The organism is Methanimicrococcus stummii, from assembly GCF_032594435.1.
Taxonomy (GTDB): Archaea; Halobacteriota; Methanosarcinia; order Methanosarcinales; family Methanosarcinaceae; genus Methanimicrococcus; species Methanimicrococcus stummii.
On the sequence record NZ_CP131062.1, the window covers coordinates 1,182,252 to 1,199,997 of the forward strand.

The 17,746-nt window shown below is 43.0% G+C and carries 14 protein-coding genes; 1 reads left to right on the forward strand and 13 read right to left on the reverse strand.

Annotation, left to right across the window (positions count from 1 at the left end; all coding sequences use genetic code 11):
- Positions 1 to 30: 30 nt before the first annotated feature.
- From MmiEs2_RS05805 to guaA, 7 genes are all read right to left on the reverse strand, one after another.
- On the reverse strand, positions 31 to 1,104 hold the full coding sequence (locus MmiEs2_RS05805; RefSeq protein ID WP_316558935.1) for a prephenate dehydratase: 1,074 nt from the start codon (positions 1,102 to 1,104) through the stop codon (positions 31 to 33).
- A gap of 96 nt (positions 1,105 to 1,200) precedes the next feature.
- Complete coding sequence (gene dapB, locus MmiEs2_RS05810; protein WP_316558936.1) at positions 1,201 to 2,004, reverse strand: 4-hydroxy-tetrahydrodipicolinate reductase; 804 nt, start codon at positions 2,002 to 2,004, stop codon at positions 1,201 to 1,203.
- Positions 2,001 to 2,885, reverse strand: coding sequence for a 4-hydroxy-tetrahydrodipicolinate synthase (gene dapA / locus MmiEs2_RS05815; protein ID WP_316558937.1), 885 nt, complete (start codon positions 2,883 to 2,885; stop codon positions 2,001 to 2,003). The genes dapB and dapA overlap by 4 nt, the downstream gene beginning before the upstream one ends.
- A gap of 470 nt (positions 2,886 to 3,355) precedes the next feature.
- Complete coding sequence (locus MmiEs2_RS05820; protein ID WP_316558938.1) at positions 3,356 to 4,987, reverse strand: phytoene desaturase family protein; 1,632 nt, start codon at positions 4,985 to 4,987, stop codon at positions 3,356 to 3,358.
- Positions 4,988 to 5,416: 429 nt separating this feature from the next.
- Entirely contained in the window at positions 5,417 to 6,472 is a 1,056-nt protein-coding gene (locus MmiEs2_RS05825; protein WP_316558939.1) for a methyltransferase domain-containing protein, read from the reverse strand.
- Positions 6,473 to 6,489: 17 nt separating this feature from the next.
- Complete coding sequence (locus MmiEs2_RS05830) at positions 6,490 to 7,536, reverse strand: archaeosine biosynthesis radical SAM protein RaSEA (protein ID WP_316558940.1); 1,047 nt, start codon at positions 7,534 to 7,536, stop codon at positions 6,490 to 6,492.
- A 579-nt stretch (positions 7,537 to 8,115) separates the two neighbouring features.
- Entirely contained in the window at positions 8,116 to 9,030 is a 915-nt protein-coding gene (guaA, locus tag MmiEs2_RS05835; protein ID WP_316558941.1) for a glutamine-hydrolyzing GMP synthase, read from the reverse strand.
- 166 nt (positions 9,031 to 9,196) lie between these two features.
- Between guaA and MmiEs2_RS05840 the strand changes: the two genes are divergently transcribed.
- Positions 9,197 to 9,784, forward strand: coding sequence for a prepilin peptidase (locus MmiEs2_RS05840; protein WP_316558942.1), 588 nt, complete (start codon positions 9,197 to 9,199; stop codon positions 9,782 to 9,784).
- An 87-nt stretch (positions 9,785 to 9,871) separates the two neighbouring features.
- Here MmiEs2_RS05840 and recQ read toward each other — a convergent pair whose 3' ends face one another.
- The 6 genes from recQ to MmiEs2_RS05870 all read right to left on the reverse strand — a co-directional run bounded on the left by recQ (position 9,872) and on the right by MmiEs2_RS05870 (position 17,656).
- Complete coding sequence (gene recQ / locus MmiEs2_RS05845) at positions 9,872 to 12,406, reverse strand: DNA helicase RecQ (RefSeq protein WP_316558943.1); 2,535 nt, start codon at positions 12,404 to 12,406, stop codon at positions 9,872 to 9,874.
- A 205-nt stretch (positions 12,407 to 12,611) separates the two neighbouring features.
- Positions 12,612 to 12,806, reverse strand: a complete 195-nt coding sequence (locus tag MmiEs2_RS05850) for a 30S ribosomal protein S17e (protein ID WP_133517497.1) — start codon at positions 12,804 to 12,806, stop codon at positions 12,612 to 12,614.
- Positions 12,807 to 13,088: 282 nt separating this feature from the next.
- Positions 13,089 to 15,152, reverse strand: coding sequence for a DUF262 domain-containing protein (locus tag MmiEs2_RS05855; RefSeq protein ID WP_316558944.1), 2,064 nt, complete (start codon positions 15,150 to 15,152; stop codon positions 13,089 to 13,091).
- Positions 15,153 to 15,164: 12 nt separating this feature from the next.
- Positions 15,165 to 15,914, reverse strand: coding sequence for an MBL fold metallo-hydrolase (locus MmiEs2_RS05860; protein WP_316560235.1), 750 nt, complete (start codon positions 15,912 to 15,914; stop codon positions 15,165 to 15,167).
- 159 nt (positions 15,915 to 16,073) lie between these two features.
- Entirely contained in the window at positions 16,074 to 16,286 is a 213-nt protein-coding gene (locus MmiEs2_RS05865) for a hypothetical protein (protein WP_316558945.1), read from the reverse strand.
- A 56-nt stretch (positions 16,287 to 16,342) separates the two neighbouring features.
- Positions 16,343 to 17,656: an AAA family ATPase gene (locus MmiEs2_RS05870; RefSeq protein ID WP_316558946.1), complete on the reverse strand. Its 1,314-nt coding sequence runs from the start codon at positions 17,654 to 17,656 to the stop codon at positions 16,343 to 16,345.
- Between the last annotated feature and the right edge of the window lie 90 nt (positions 17,657 to 17,746).

Sequence of the window (17,746 nt, forward strand, 5' to 3'; positions counted from 1 at the left end):
ATTATTAAGGTTATTGTCTGCCATAATAAGTTATTGCCGCCCCGACAAAATTCGCCCGTAGGTTCCGAGATTTTTCAACCGCGCGGAGCGTTTTTTGACAAGATTTAAAGCGTCGGCTACATTTTTATCCGACGGGCTGCCTTCGAAATCAATGTAAAAATTGTATTCGCCCAAAGATTTTTTGGACGGGCGCGATTCAATCCGCGTCAAATTAATTTCATGATCGGAAAATGCTTCCAAAATTTTGAAAAGCGCGCCGGGTTTATCCGAAACGGGAGAAACGATGACGGACGTTTTATAAAAAACGGCTCCGCTTCCGGTTTGAGACAGATTTTCCGGCAGAATATGAAGATTAAAATCATCGGCGTACGCTTTCAAATGCGGCAGCATTTCTGACCGAGCCAAAAAAAGAAAACGCGTCGAATTGTTCGGCGTGTCCTGAATATGACAATCAATTGCTTTTAATCCGTACTTCTCGCCGGCAGCGGCGGACGCGATTGCCGCGCGGATTTTATCCGCACCGGCCGAACTGACAGCTGAGCCGACAGTTGAACCGGCAGCTGAGCCGGCGGTTAAATCTGCACCGGAACAGGCAACAGATTCTGCGCCGGCACCTGCGCCGAGGCCGGCACCCGCAGACATTTCAGCGACACGCGTCGCCGCTTTGGATGTGCTGTCAACTTCAATCAGGGACGCGTTTTTCAAATGATTTCGGATGTAAGTTCGGCATTGATACAAGCCTTGCGGATGAGAATAAACCACTTCGATTTTGTCGGGCGAAAAATCGGGTTTTTGCGCCGCCGAGCGCGGCACCAAAAGGCAGTGATTGACCGGAAGAATCAGTTCGGCGATGATTGACACGTCTTTTTCGAGGAGCAAATCCATGCTGACGCCGACCGCGCCTTCAATTGAATTTTCAATCGGAATGACGGCGCAAACGGCGCCGTTGTCGCTGCAGGGATCTTCAAAAAGGCTGAGCACCGTGTTTTCAATGGACGAGCAATACAAAAGTTCGGGCATTTGAGCATCCAAAACGATTGAAAGAAAAGCATGCGCCGCAATTTCAGAATAAGAACCTGCCGGGCCGAGAACCGAAATTTTCATGAATTGCCGCCATTTTGTTTTTGAATTATAATTTTTGTTTTGAATCGGAAAATGATGTGATTTTTAAAAAAGGTGAAAAAGAAAGAAAAGGCAGAATCAGAAATTCAAAACATCTGCCATATCGTAAACTTTTCCTTTTTCCTGCGAATTGATCCATTTGGCAGCCAAAACCGCGCCGCCGACGAAGATTTCGCGTGTATGTGCTTGGTGTCTGAGCTCGATGCGTTCGGAATTTCCGATGAACATGACGTTGTGATCGCCGATGATATCGCCGCCGCGAACAGCATGGACGCCGATTTCCTTGCCGCGCGGGCAAATGCCTTCACGGCCGAAAACCAAGTCTTTGCCGCCGAGCGCGTCGCTTAAAATTTCAGCGGCGGTCATCGCGGTTCCGCTGGGCGCGTCTTTCTTTTGATTGTGATGCGCTTCGATGATTTCGATGTCGTAATCGTCTCTTAAATATTTGGCCGCTTCTTCGAGCAATTTAAAGAAAACGTTGACGCCGATGGAATAATTTGTAGAAATAACGGCAGCGATGTTGTTTTGAACAATCGCTTCGTCAATTACGGCGCGTTGTTCCGGGCTGATGCCGGTTGTGCCGATGATGAGATTAACACCGGCGGACGCGGCGGCAGGCGCATTAACAGCGGTTGCCGCGGCAATCGTAAAGTCGATGACAACATCCGTTTTCGTTTCTTTTAAAACGGTTGCCAAATCTTTGGAATCAGAAACAGGAACACCCATTTTGCCGACACGAATGACATCGCCGACATCTTCGCCGATAAAAGCAACGTCAAACGCTGCCGAAAGCGTAATTCCCTCCGTTGCCGTGATGCGCTGAATAATCAGCGATCCCATGCGGCCGCAGGCGCCGATGACGGCGGCTCTGACTTCGCTCATTTTAACACCCCGGACTTTTTGAGTTCGTTTGTCAAAATTTCGAGATTGAGCGGCTGAAGCGGGACGAGCGGAAGTCTCAGGGGACCCGCCGCGTGACCGGCAAGGCCTGCCGCGGTTTTAATCGGCGCCGGGTTGGTTTCAATGAACAGCGCTTTCATAAGCGGCGCGAGTTCGTAGTGAAGCGCCATTGCATCAGACAGATTTCCGGCTTCAAACGCCGCGACCATGCGCGACATTTTTTCCGGCAAAATGTTTGCGATAACGGAAATCACGCCGGACGCACCGATGGACATGAGCGGAAGCGTTGCCACATCGTCACCCGAAAGCAAATTAAAATCCTCGTCTTTGGTTTTGCTGATAATCTCAGTCGCCTTATTCATATCGCCGGTCGCTTCTTTGATGCCGACAATATTCGGATGTTTGGCGAGCTCAACAATCGTCGGAACACTCATGTCAACGCTTGTTCGGGACGGAACGTTGTAGAGAATCATCGGAATGTCAACGGAATCCGCGATTTTTTCAAAATGAGCTTTGAGACCGCTTTGGGTCGGTTTGTTGTAATAAGGTGTAATAACAAGAGCAGCCGCGGCGCCTGAATCGGCCGCGTGTTTGGTAAATTCGATCGCTTCTGCGGTATTGTTTGAACCGGTTCCGGCGATGACGGGGACGGATGACGTTTCGATTGCGACGTCTGTCACTTGCATGTGTTCGATTGCGGACATTGTCGCGGATTCGCCTGTCGTACCGCACGGAACAATCGCGGAAACGCCGCCTTTGATCGTGAATTCGATATTTCTTCTGAACCCTTCGACATCAATTTGATTGTCCGCCGTAAACGGCGTAATTAACGCGGGGATAACGCCCCTAAACTTTTGACTCATATTTTGCACCAACCTTGCAATTGAAAATGGTTTAACGCGCTCCGACGAGGAAAAGGAGCATGTTTTTTCAGCGATTTTGAGATTGATAAACAATATCAATGATAAATCGCGCTTTTCAAAAATTAAAGTATAGAAGTAATTAAAATTATTGCTTGATTAAAACAATTGCGCCGAATTAAACACGACCGACCGGCAACGCAAACAGTCTGCAACAGTCGTTTTGAGGTGAGCTGTTTGCAGCCGGCCGCCGAGACGCAGGCTGTCTGCGCCTGCCAGGCTGCCGGCAAACTGCGCTGTGGCAGCTGCTGTCGGCCGGACAGCGGCACTGTGCTGCTGTCGCCGCCGCGCGCGAGCTGCACCCATTTTAATAAATATTAAAAGAAAAAGAGGGAACGAATTTTAAAAAAATGAAGAAAAAAAAGGAATGGATTTTTTATTAAAATAAATTAAAAAGGAAAGGAAAAAAGAAATTATTCCGGAATCGGCGGCAAATAATTTCTTTTAAAATTGTATCCTTTGAAATCGTTTTGTCTTTTCAATTTGCCGTCCGCATTCAATTTTCCGAGAAGCTCGACGACGGAATATGCGGCACGCGTGACACCCATGCTTCTTTTGTCGGTGTCGGTTCCGGCGATGTAAAGATTTTCAATCGGAGAGCGGATATCCGCGAATTCGCCGCGAACGGTAATCGCCGCCTTTTCTGGAATCGTAATTTGATCATGGCGCATCGCAACGTGTTTTTCAATTTTCGGCATGATTTCAAAAAGTTGGTCGTAAGCATCGTTCACTTTTGCCCGAACATCTTTTTGCTGCGGAATGAACGCGAACCCGACCGACTGACAGCCTTCCGGCGCCAAATTCGGATCGTAATTGCTGATCGGGCCGCCCCAGTAAGGCATATCCTTGTACCAAACTTCCGAGCCGACGTAATCAAATTCGGGGCGCATTTCATCAAGCCCGAGCCAAACGCTCAAACTGACGGTGTGATCAATTCCCTTCAGCTGATTAACATATTCAACAGGAAGGTCCATCATTTGCGGCAGAGCGCTTGCAAATCCCGAATGGATAATCAAATCGGCGTAATATTCCGAATCCGCCGTCGCAACCCCGACCGCGCGGTCTTTATCCGTTTCGGAATCAAATTCGGTTAAAATGTCTAAAACCCGCGCGTCGGTTTGAATTTGAACCGATGCCGGCATGGAGCGAAGCGTGCAATCCGTAATCGCCTGAACACCGCCGATCGGATAACCTTGCGTCGAAAAACCGCCTTTGTGCATCATTGTTTTCTTAAGCGCGGCAAAAACCGAATCGTTGTTTTCAGATTTGGATTCAGACTTTTTCTTTTTGGCATTACCCTTTGATTTGTCACCTTTTGATTTATCGCTTTTTGACTTGCCGTCTTTCGTCTTGCTGTCTCCCACCGCATCGTTTTTCTTTTTGCTTTTCTTGTCTTTTTCCTCTTTTTCTCCATCTTTTTGAAGAGATTTTCCTTTGACAATCGCTTTGTATTCTTCCGGTGTCAGCTTGTTGTTTTCTTTGGCAATGCCCGCGCCTGCCGCCATGCGCTGAACGGACGTTTCTTTCATGCCGCGCCCGGACATGAACATAGAAAATGTGTTGGCAAAGCCAAGCGTTTCGGGTCCGAGTCCTTTGGGGAGACATTCGTAAACGGAACTGTTTGAAAAGTCTTCGCCGCGGCTGACTTTTAACATAAATCCGCCGATTGTTTTGGCAAGTTTCATTCTGTCCGAGACCGGCAGATAATCAAACAGCAAAAAATCGCGAACATTCGTCGGGCAGCGCACCAAAGACGCGTCAGGCGTTCGAATATAATAATTGCCGTACGGCTGAAATTCGGGAACCGTATCGTAATACTGATCCATCAGAAGCGGCAGCGGACCGTTTCCGCGAAGCGCCGTAATCGCGTGCGGCCCCGTGTCAACCGTAAAACCGTCCACTTGGTAGCTGCGGCAGTTGCCGCCGACAATTTCTTCTTTTTCAAGAACAAGAACACGATTACCATGTTTTGAGAGCGCAAGCGCAGACATCAAACCGCTGATGCCGCCGCCGATAACAATAACGTCATAATTTTCGTTTTGCATAATGATAACATCCGAAGTAAAATAATAACAAAAAATAACAAAATAAAATAATTACGATTTTTGTAAAATATTCCAAAGAATAAAAAAGTTCGTGAACAGAAAAACTGCCGATACGCCTATGCCGGCATCGCTGCGCGCATGGCTCGCGCAAATGATTCAAACAATTATGAAAATAATTCACGACATATGAAATAATAAAAAAGAAGTAGAGGGAAAAATATGAATTTGTGTCAACACTGTCGACACAATTTCAATCTCATTAAAAAGGAACCAAAATCGTGAACAGAAACTGAATTTTTGAAAAATATGAATTTGTGTCAACACTGTCGACACAATTTCAACTTCATTAAAAAGAAATCAAAATCGTAAACAGAACCTGAATTTTTGAAAATATGAATTTGTGCCAACACTGTTGACACAAATTCTTTTTTATTCATAAATCAATTCGCAAAGAATCGCTTCCGTTTTCCCGGAGTCGTTTTCTTTCAAAAAGAGATGCACTTTCTTCGAACCGTCGAGTTCATCTTCCAATTGATTTCGAATGCCCCAGTAATCTTGAGGATCGATGCTTCCGCGAAGCGTGACTTTTCCGACGTTGCTCTTTTTCAAAAATTCGTTGATTTCTGCATAATCGTTTTCTGTTTCAAACGGCATGGTTCGAAGAACAATGAAATTGTTTTTGTTCATCGGGTTGACAGTCAGCAAATCCGCGGTCAGCAATGTTCTTTTTTTGTCGATTTTCATGACGCGGACGTGTCCGACGGTGGCTTTAATCATGTCATCAACGAGCTCATTGAGAAGGCCGGCTGCAATAACAGCGGGATCGGGCTCAAACATGAAAAGCATCGGCTTTTCGGCATCAACTGTCGGCGGCAATTCAACAGGCGCATCCACCATCGCGTTTCCTGCGGGAAGCGCAACCGCAATTCGGTTGTATTTTTTGATTCTGCCGAAATAAAGCGTGAGGCGATTCAGCTGACCGTTTAAAGAAATGTATTCTTTCTCGCAATCGAAATCAATGCGTTCGGGCGGCATTTGCGGCGGCGCTTCAAACGCAAAGTTTTCTGTTTTTTCGGCGTACGCGTCCATGACGGCCGGGATTCCCGGGCGCAAACTGCCCGCCTGGCGCGTTTCTTCTTCGGGCGGGCGAGCCGGATCGGAAAAGACGATGTCAACTTTGGGGATTTGCGCAATCACAGCCGGATCAAGCGCGTCACCGCAAATGAAAGTGACATTTTCAAGACCGAATTTCGCGCAATTTTCTTTGGCGTATTCGATTTTTTGCGGATCAATTTCGACAGCGTAAACGTGTTTGCAACGCTGCGCGAAATAAATCGTTTGGCCGCCGATGCCGCAGCTGATGTCGGCAATCGTATTGCATGTCAGGCGCGCGGCTCTGTATTTGGCGACAGGCTCAGGCGTTGCAAAACGTCTTCCGTCTTTGTCGGTTGACATTTTCTTTTCAAAAATCTTTTTTTGAGACATTTTCTCTTCCCCTTTCCTTATTCTAAAATCGGCGCGCCGAATGTGATATCGTCTAAAAGCAATTCTTTCTCCCAAAGTAATTTGCAGTCGCAGTCGACATTTTCAAGCGTTTTGACATTTTGCGTGATTGAAAATTCACGAATCATATCGGCGACATCCCGACTGCAAATTTTACAATTGCGCGGGCCGCGTTTTGCGCCTGCGCCGACGGGGTCGGACATCAAATACAAATCGGGGTGTTTTGTTTTGGCTTCTTTTAAAATCTTGACAATGCTCCAAAGCCACGGCGGGCGGAACTCTTTGTTCTCCCAAAGTTTCTCAACGAAGGTGCCGTTTTGAACATTGCACAAATTAATTGAAACGGTTTCGGCGTAAGGCGCAACTTCATCAATGCTGTTTAAAATGTCTTCCATTGCTTCCTTTTCCGATAAAAACGGCGGCTTGAGCATCAAATAAGCTTTTGTAAAGATACCGTTTTGTTTTGCGATTTCCGCCGCTCGTTTAAAGTGCGCGAACGAAAATCCTTTATTAATAGATTCGCGGCGGATTTTATCCGATGTCGTTTCAAGACCGTAAGCGTATTCCAAGGGTTTTCCGCCCATCACGGAAAGGCAATCTTGGGCCGCCTCCTCCGTTACAAATTCAGGGCGTGTTTCCGCCAAAACAGCAACGATTCGTTCATCGTCTGCCAATCGCTTTAAAATTTGTTTTCGAAGATCCGTCGAAATTTCGCGTTGATCCAAAAAGCTGCCCGATGTGAAAATTTTGACCATGAATCTCTCAAGTTTTCTCCTCTCGGCCTGTGCCAGCGCTTTGTCGAGCTGCGCCATGATGTCGGAATCGGCAGGCTCGCCCGTCGAACTGTCATAAACATAGCCGCACATCGTACAGCCGCCTTGTTTTCCCCAGTAGCAGCCGGACGTTTGAAAGATGATTGTTAAAACATCGACGATATCGCCGCGCAGATTGTCTTTGCTGATCCAAAAAGCCGCCGGCTCGTCGTACGGTTTGGATTTAATCCGCTGGCGTTCGCGGATTTCAAGAACTGTTTGATTGAGAGACATAATTTTTCCTAAAAAGTCGAATTTATACACTTCAAAAGAAGAACAGAGATAAAACGCTGTCGTTTTTGAATGATTTTTATTTTTCAAAAATGACGGAGCGTTTGAATTGATTTTTGAAAAAATGATGCGGTTCGCGCGCGGCGGCGGTGGCGACGGCGGCAACTGTTGCCGACAGCAGAACCGGAACGAACTTATTTATAGACACGAGACACTATTGATTATTAATCTTTGATTTTTATAATATTTTTGCAATCGTAATTGCAAATCAATATTTAGAATTATAAAAATCGAAGACTAAAATAAATGAATTATTTTTTGAATTAAAAAATAAATTACAAATGAAAAAAGGAAGGTCAATTATATGTCAAAAAATAAATCCAAAAAAACAGAAAAATCCGTTCAGAGAAATATCAAAAAAACGGATTCAAAAATTAAAAAATTAAATGCAAAATTAAAAATTTTAAAGAACAAAAGCGCGAAATTGAAAAAATCGCTTAAATGATTTTCTTATTGATTATGCCGAATGAAAAATTTCATTCAGCATAATTTTTTTAAAAACAAAAATAAAAATAGATTCGATTACTCGAATTCAATCGTTCCCGGCGGCTTGGGCGTCACATCGTAAACAACGCGAACGGCATCGGGAATTTCGGTTGTAATTCTTTCCTGAATTTTCTTTAAAATCGGATACGGAACTTCCAAAGGCTCAGCCGTAATTGCGTTATCGGAATTCACGATCCGGATTGCGATAATCCAGCCGTAAACGCGCTTTTCATCTTTTTGACCGGTGCCTTTACCAATGACGGCAGCAAGCGCTTGCCAGGGTTTGAGTGCTTCCATGACTTCTTCTTCGACGATTGCGTTTGCCTCGCGAGCAGCGGCAACCTTTTCGCGCGTCACTTCGCCGCAGGCGCGAACGGAAAGTCCGGGACCGGGGAAAGGCATTCTCTCGGAAAGCGCAACGGCAAGGCCGAGCGCACGACCGACTTCGCGGACATCGTCTTTGTATAAGTAGTAAAGCGGCTCGATAACGCCTTTAAATTCCATTTTCTCAGGCATGCCGCCGACATTGTGGTGCGCTTTGATGCCTTTTTCAGATTCCAAAACGTCGGGGTAAATCGTTCCCTGAATTAAGTAATCGGCGTTGATTTTTTTCGCTTCTTCTTCAAAAACGCGAATGAATGTTTCGCCGACGGCTTTTCTTTTGAGTTCGGGATCCTCGATGCCTTTGATGGCTTCAAAAAAACGGTCGCTTGCATCAATCACTTGAAGATTCATGTGAGAAAACGCTTCTCTCACTTGTTCCGGCTCGCCCTTTCTCATAAAACCCGTATCAATGAAAAGCGGGTAAAGTCTGTCGCCGAGCGCGCGGTAAGCAAGCTCAGCGCAGACGGAACTGTCAACGCCGCCGGAGAGCGCAATCAAAGCCGTCCCATCCACTTGACTTTTGATTTTTTCAATTTCGGTATCAATAAATTCCTGAACGTTTTCCATTTCAAAAACTCCTTTAAATATATGCTTTGTAGTTATAATCGTATCAAAGAGATATTATATGAACGTTTTTGTAAATGTATTATCGTTACATACTTTTAATAAAAATCCTTTCATTCCTTTTGAAAATATTTAAAAAACTTAATCTGCCAAACTCCTTTTTAGAATTATGAATGAAACAGAAATTTTAACAATCGCCGCGGTTTTCAAAATAATTCTTTATTTAACTGTTTTGTTCATCGCTTCAATTCAAGATTTGAAATCAAGAACGGTTTCCGACAAATTGTGGCTGACGTCGTTTTTATTGCTGATTCCGGCAATCCTTCTTGAAACATCCGCCGCCGGTTTTTCTCATTTGATTGACATTTTATTTTCATTCATTTTATTTTTCATATTTTCCGCGCTTTGTTTTTCAACTCAAATTTTCGGCGGCGCCGACTGCAAAGCGTTTCTTTTAATTGCGATTGGTTTTCCGATTCCGATTCAAATGATTTTATCGGGCGGCGGCTTTAACAATTTTGTCTTGCCGTTTTCATTTATCATTTTACTGAATTCTTTATTACTCTCACTCATTTTCATTTTTATTTTATTCATCAAAACGAGTGTTTCCGCTTGTATTAACAGGCGGCTGAAAACAAAAAAAGATGCTTGCAATTTGTTCAAACAATTTTTAAAAAAAAGGTTTCCGTTTTTGCCGGCGATTGCAGGCGGTTATTTTGTTTCAATCAGCTGCATCGAATCCGGTTTGCTTTTCTGAGCAAATGTTTGCGCCGCCGCGCGCGAACTGCACCCGTTTGAATAAAATTTCAAAGAGACGGCGACCGTTTTTTCAAAAAAATAAAAATTAATTGCGTTTTCGTTTCATTTCCGCAATCATCACCGCTTTCATCAAACGCACTTCTTCTTCGGATAATTTCAAATCGGTTTTTTCAATAATTTCCGAATTCATCAATTTTTCCGTAAATTCGATTTGCAGTTTCCCGATCGTGTCCGCGATTTCTTTTTGTTTTTGGTCCGCGATCAGAATATCCAAATTATCAATTTTTTCGGCAGCAATCAGCGCTTCCAAATGTTCAATAATTTTTAAAACCGAAATGCCGCGAATTTCAGAAATTTCGCTGACGGAAAGTCCTTGGGAAAACAAACCTTGCGTCTGTTTCAAATCGGTTTCAGAAAAACCGTCTTCCGATTCAGCTTCGATCGTCGTTTCTTCGATTTGTTTCGGTTCGACTTTGGATTCGGGCGGCTCTGTCGGTTCTGCCGGCTTGATTGAAACCGGAGATTCGACTTCTCCGATGTAATCGCTGATTTCGTTAATGAATAAGCCGCCGTATTTTTGAAGCTTATATTCGGCAACGCCCGCGATTTTCAAAAAAGACGAATCGTCGGTCGGGAAATCGGTTGCCATCTGGCGCAGGCTGGTGTCTGCGAAAATAATATAGGGCGGCAAGTTTTTGTCCGTTGCAATCCGCTTTCTTAAATCTCTCAAACGGTTGAACAAAATCGAATCAAACTTTCCTTTTTCAATACTTTTCGGAAGCGCGGCGGCGGATTTTGTTTTCTTCAACACGGGTTTTTCTTCGGCTTCAAATGTTTTTTGAACCGCGGCTTGGGGTTTGGGTTTGATATAATCGCCAATACCGTCCGATAAAACCGATTTTCGCCCGCCGTAAACAATGGAACCGCCGGCGTTTTCGGCATAATCATTGCTTTCAGCCGTTTCATATTCCGATTCAAAATCTTCGCCGCCGAAAATATCCTCGGCTTCATCGACATAAGCGCCCGCATTTGAATCAGCCTCCGCCGAAACAGAGTTCGGAAGAACGGTTCTTCCTTTTGAAATTCTTGAAATCGGCGCTTCGGTCAGCTCAACCCTGAGTTCGCCCGACATGATTTTTCGGCTGTTCGGGTTTAATTTAACAATCGGAAAACGGTCGCCGCCGACACTCAAATATCCCGACTGAACCAATTCGTTGCCGATTCTCTTCCATTCGTTTTTAGAAATATGTTTGCCGGAGCCGTGAACATTCAATCTGTCATGGCGCATGTCTTTGACTTTCTGTGTCCGCGCGCCGTACAAAACGTCAACGACATGCGTCATGCCGAAACGCTGCCCCGTCTGATTCACGCATTCCAGAAGCAGACGCGCCTCTTCCGTGTTGTCCACTTTCGTTCGCGGATGGAAACAGGAATCGCAATTGTTGCACGGCTCCTTGATGTCTTCGCCGAAATAACGCAAAAGAACATTGCGGCGGCAGTCTGTGCTTTCGCAGTAGCCGATGATTTGAGACAATTGTTGAAACGCGAGATCGCGCTCTTTTTTGCTCGGCTTTTTCTCAATCAAAAAACGGATTTTGTGCCAGTCGCCGCGGCTGAAAAATAAAATACATTCACATTCCAACCCGTCTCTGCCGCCGCGACCGGTTTCCTGGTAATAGCTTTCCAAATTCTTCGGCAAATCGTAGTGAATCACGAAACGGACGTCGGGTTTGTCAATCCCCATACCGAAAGCGACGGTCGCGACAATAATATCAACATCGTCACGGATAAATTTTTCCTGATGACGCGCGCGTTTGTCATCGGAAAGGCCGGCGTGATACGGCAGCGCCGAAAAGCCGAGTTTGTTCAGGCGCGCGGCCAGCCGTTCGACAGCGTCGCGGCTTTGGCAATAAATGATGCCGGACTTGTTGCGGTTTTTTCGAATATAACCTTCCAACTGGTCCATCACATCTTTCTTTTCAACGATCTGATACGACAAATTCGGGCGGTTGAAACTGGAAACTTTAATAACGGGATCGCGCAGGCGAAGAACGTGAACAATATCTTTTCGAACGCGTTCGGTTGCGGTTGCGGTCAGCGCCGCGATGCAGACGTTCGGGAACTTGTCGCGGAGTTCCGATAATTTTCGATATTCCGGGCGGAAATCGTGTCCCCATTCGGAAACGCAGTGCGCTTCATCAATTGCGAAAAGGCTGACGTTTGCCTTTTTCAAAAGCGAAATCATAGAAGACATCATCAAACGCTCAGGCGCGACATAAAGAATTTTTAAATCGCCGTCAAGAATCCGGCGCTTCACATCGGCACTTTCCGATTCCGAAAGCGTGCTGTTTAAAAAAGCGGCGGAAATGCCGTTTGAAACCAAACTGTCCACCTGATCTTTCATGAGCGAAATCAAAGGAGAAACAACAACCGCCATTCCGTTTTTCATCAGCGCGGGAATTTGATAACATAAAGATTTGCCGCCGCCTGTCGGCATTAAAACAAAAACGTCGCGATTGTCAAGCAGCGCGCTGATAACTTCTTCCTGATTCGGACGAAACGCTGTATATCCGAAATTTTTCTCAAGAACCGTATGCATTTCTGTTGTTGACGCTGCCATTTTTTCAAAACTCTTTTTGATTGATGATTAATTTATTGTCTTTTTTAAAGTTTCAAACGATTAAAAGGACTTTGGCTTGGGGGGTGAAAGTATTCATTATTTTTAAACGACTTTTAAAAGAATACGAACATTAAATTATCGACAGCAAAAGCTGTTTTTGAAAAACAAATGAAAAAGAAAAAGTGAAAAAAGAAAAGAACCCAAATTAGTATTTGGGTGCGCGTCTGACTTTTCTTGTGACGTATCCGGCAACTTTGTTGCGGATGGTTTTACTTTCAATGGTTGTGTATTTGGTCACAAGCGCTTTGTTCTGGTCAAAGTCTTCGGTGAAAACGTCGCCGTAGTTGTTTAAAAGTTTAAATGAAATGGTTTTGATGTTGGAGTGTCTAATATTTCCCATGTTATCCTCTCTTGATTTTGTTAGTTTTAATGATTTTAATTTAATTTATGTTAATCTTTCTCTTGCCGTTTTTATTTGAATCATAAATGAATGATGATTGTGAAATGATGATTTAATGAATGAAACGTGTGACGCGCCTTACGCGTCTGATTTCTTATAAATCAAACCGAAAGTTTACGATTGAAGGGTTCGTTTTGATTTATACTTTTTGCAAAACTCATCGTAAAGGTTGCTCAAATACTTTTCTTTATTTAAATATATTCCGTTTCAAATGAGAGTAATTCACGATGTTCCTGAATATTTTATCATTAATTCCTCTTCAAGATTAAAGACTGTCAATGCATATTTAATTCTATCAAATTTTTTATTGCTTCCAAAAGTACCTTCAATTGAATATGTTTCATTAATTGCTACGGGTTGTTTTAAACTTCCTTCTTTTGATGTTTTAACCAAGCATATTTTTTCAGCAAGATCGGTTGTAAAAAATGTTTCCGGTTGAAGGTCAAACAATTGTTTCAGAATTTCAACATATAATTTTGAGATTTGATTAATTTCGATTCGCTGATCAAAAAAGATCGCATATTCAAGTTTTTTGCCTTGCGGTTCTTCGGCATCAAATATATTGATCTCATCGTTTTCAGCATTTTCATTTAAATCGATGGATGGAATTTTCCAGATTCTTAAAAACCGTTCTGAAATTAATTTGAACCTTTTTTCAATTTCAATCATGTTCCATTTGTCAAGGTTTGCGATATATTTATTTAACCAAAATCTGCTGTCTGAATAACCTGCTCCGGGTAAATCTCTTTTTTCAATAAATGATTTGTTTCCAAGTTTTCCATTGTTGCCGGAAAGAGTCAAATTCCCAATTGTGTTTAAATAATTCTCTTTAATCTCATTATATTCTTCGAAGCCCAGGTCTGTTTTCCACTTCGAATCCGGATTTTGTGGGAATATGTGTTCAATCGTAATGTCAGAATTTCCTTCAATCATGACAGGTTCTTTATTTTCAAAATTTTCAAGCCTTTCTAACAAGTATGTTCTGTTTTTAGATTTGATATTGTAAACATCTTTTATTTTTAAAGCATCAATCACTTCAATATCTCTTGGGAATCTCTGAACACCCTTTCTTTGGAGTAATGATTTTTGAATTGAATACAAATAATCATTTTCATCGACTTTTTCATACAAATTCATAAAAATTTTGTTCAAAGCATTTGTCGGCAAACTGAGAATAAAACGTCTCCATGTAAATGATTGAATAAGTTCCAAAACATTTATGAAAATTGTTTTGTCAATGACCCCTTTTGAATAGTCATCATAAACTTTCATTAAAAAAGGATAAGCGACATTAATTTCAAGTTTGTTGATATATTCCAATTGTTTTCGAACATCTTTGTCTGATTCGTTTTTGGGGTTTACCAATTTATTATAATGCTTGGCTAACGATTTCATTTGTTTTAATACAATTTCTAAATCCTCAAGCGTGTTTTCCGGATATCTCGCCTTAAATTCCGAATAGACTTTTCCTTTGTTCGGGATTTTTTTGTTTTCAAGTGTCAGATAGTCCCTAATAAAATCTGAAACAAGACTCATATTGGAAGATTCATCTCGAGCTTGTTTTTCAATTATTTCCCAATAATCTTGATATATCTTAGTCTGTTCTTGCCGATTCATTCTCATCAAAATATAATTTCGAATTAAATCGGCTTGAGTCAATTCTAAGCCGGTTGAATTTAAACTTTCAAAAATCCTTTGCGGATCATCTTTTTCTCGATCAAGGGAAACTTCAACAAACACTAGTTTGCTTAATCCTTTCAAAACTGTTTGATAATTCTCTTCTGTGATTCTGCCACGCAAATAGTTAAAATTATCAATCATTTTTGAAAATTCGGAATATTCTTCATCCTCACAGTCTCTCAACAAATATTTCAAAACTTTTTCATTGTTTTCAGTCGGCTTTAATTTTAATTTTTTATCTTCTGGCGCGAACTTGTTTATGAGGTACATTTCATAAATGCGATTTTCAAGATTTTCGTTTTTCAGCTCTTTCATCAGCTTATATATCTCTAAGTAAATGAGTGTCAACGTCGTCAAACGCTGTTGACCGTCTATGATTGTCAATTCCCTTATGCCTGAAGATGTGTACACATCATCATGAATGAAAACGATACTTCCGATAAAGTGTGAAGACATTTCTTCAGAACTTCCAACTTCTAAGACATCATCTAAAAGCTGTTTACATTGTTCTTTCGTCCAATCATAATTTCGTTGATATACAGGAATTATGAATTGTGTATTCGGATTATCTAAAAACTTTTCAATCTTAACTTCTACTGCTTTCATTTTTACACCAAATCACTCAAACTCAAATTCCATTCCGTCATACCCAAGCGGCAGTTTATTTTCTTTCACTTCAATGTCATGCGGCTTATAAAAATGACCCAAATGCGTTAAAACTGTTCGTTTCGCGCGGATCTTTTCCGCAATCTCAAGCGCCTGCTTCGAATTCATGTGTTTGTTGACTTCCATATGCGCGGGAACAATCGCGTCGACGATGAACAAATCCGGATTTTGAATGTATTCCAAGCTCTTCTCTGAAATGTCTTTTTCCGAATCGCCGCTGATGACAACTTTGTTTTTTCCGTCCGAAATCATAACGCCGGCGGGATGTGTTTCCGGCGGATGAACGACTTCAAACAATGAAAATTCAAGACCGATCAAAGAAAACGGTTCGTAAAAGTTCGCGTAATGTTTCACCGGCTCAAGGAAATGAACCATTTCGGAAATGTAATCCACCGTTTCCGGATAGCCGTAAACATGAACCTCGCGCTGAATGCGATAAAATTCCGGAAAACCGCCGTAGTGATCGTAATGTCCGTGCGTCCAAATCACGCCGTCAATGTGACCGATGTTTGCCCTCAGAAGCTGAATACGCATGTCGGGACTCGTGTCGACCAGAACGTTTCCCTGCTCGGTTTGAACCAAAATCGAAAAACGGGTTCGGTTGCTTTTCGTTCCGTTCTTCGCATCCGCGCACGCAGCGCAGGAGCAGCCGATTTCAGGCGTTCCCGGCGCATCGCCCGTTCCCAAAAGCGTAATTTTCATTGACATTGTTTTCAATATGTTTCTTCAATTCTATTTGAGACTTTTGTTTTCGGTTTTTACATTTTTTGTTTTAACTTGATATTTTGATTTTTTTGAATATTCAATCTGTTGCTGCCATCTGCATTTTCGGTTTGCATTTCTGCTTGCATCTGCTCTTTCTCAGGGTATCCGCTCGCTTCGCGAGCGGGGCACGGCTGCCAACAGGTGTTTGTTTCCGATTGGAGTCAGGTTTGTGTTTGCCGCCGCCACCCTCAGCTTTCGATTTACAGTCGGCAGCGCGCAGCCGACAGCAGCAGCCGCCGCCGCGCGCGAGCCGCACAGATTTTCAAAAAATAATGAAAAAAGGAAGGAACGACTTAAACGATGATTCAAAAAAGGCGTACCTTTTACAAAAAAATAAAAAAAGAAAAGGAAATTGTGTTTATTGATTATTCATCAATAAACGCCGTCATTTTCAATCCCGATCTTCTGTCAAAAGATTTGACGGCTTTTTCCAAGTCTTCCTGAACCAAATTGTAACGATTATCGAGAAGAGCGGACAAAACGGCTTCGCGGACAACCATTCTCAAATCGGATCCGGTGTAATCTTCCGTCGTTTTGGCGATGGCTTCCGTGTTGATATCGCCTTCGATTTTCCGGAGAATCGTATCCAAGATATCTTTTCTCATATCCATCGTCGGGCGTTCGAAATCAACGATTTCGTCAAACCGGCGCCAAACCGCACCGTCGAGTTTTTTGGTGTGATTGGTCGCGGCAATCAATAAAACGCCGTCTTCGACAAGGCTTGTGTTGTCGATTGCTTTTAAAAGCGTATTCACCGCCTGTTTAATCGCGGAGTGTTCGTTGTTGGCAGTTCTTGATGTCGCGATAAAGTCGAACTCGTCAATAAACATGATACAAGGATCAAATTTCTTGGCCAAATCGAAAACGCGGTCGATGTTTTTCGATGTCTCGCCGAGATACTGATCGGTAATCATTGACAAGCGAACTTCAATAATCGGGATGGACAGATTTTTCGAAAGCGCACGCGCGAACGAAGTTTTGCCGGTTCCCGGGGGACCGACGAAAAGAACTTTTCCGATATCGTAAAGACCGATATTTTTGAAATGGTCTTTGTTTTTAATCGTCAGTTCAATCTTCTGAAGTTCATTTTTCTGGCGTTCCGTTAAAATCAATTCGTCCATAGATTCGCGGATTTCTTCAGGCGCTTTGATGTACGCGAGGTCCAGCCACTTGCGGCCATTGTCCTTGCCTTCCGAAAGCTCATCCATGATGGATTCAATCCACTCTCTTGACGCTTCTTTCGGCGGCGTTTTGGACGCGACATCATTGTAGCTGACACCGACATCGTTTTCATCGGCGACATTGTCATAATAATAAGCCAAAACGGAATTTTCAAAGATTCTGTCACGCGCGCCATCTTGTTTTTTAAACCATTCGGCAGCGGAATCCAAACTGCCTTCCGTGATGTGAGCGCTTCCGGAATATTCATCAAGCGCGACATATGCAAACGGCTTTCCGTTCACTTTGAGCGCGTCTTCCACGTTGTCAATGTCAAACATTTTTTTAATCATGGATTTGCTGGGTTTAATCGGCGTCGGCACGTCGCGGGTTTTTGCATTCCAAAGCGTGCGGCGGATTTTCGGCGGAATATTATTGACGATTAACTCGTTTTTGTAATCATTGTAGATTTCGGCGGTTAAAAGCAATTCAATAACATCTAAAGTTTCAGAGGAGGCCATTGTATCATTTTTTCCTTTGGGGGTATTTGTTTTAAATAGGTAATTTGAAAGGATAAGTTATAGCGTCAATAATAATAAAATTTTGCATTT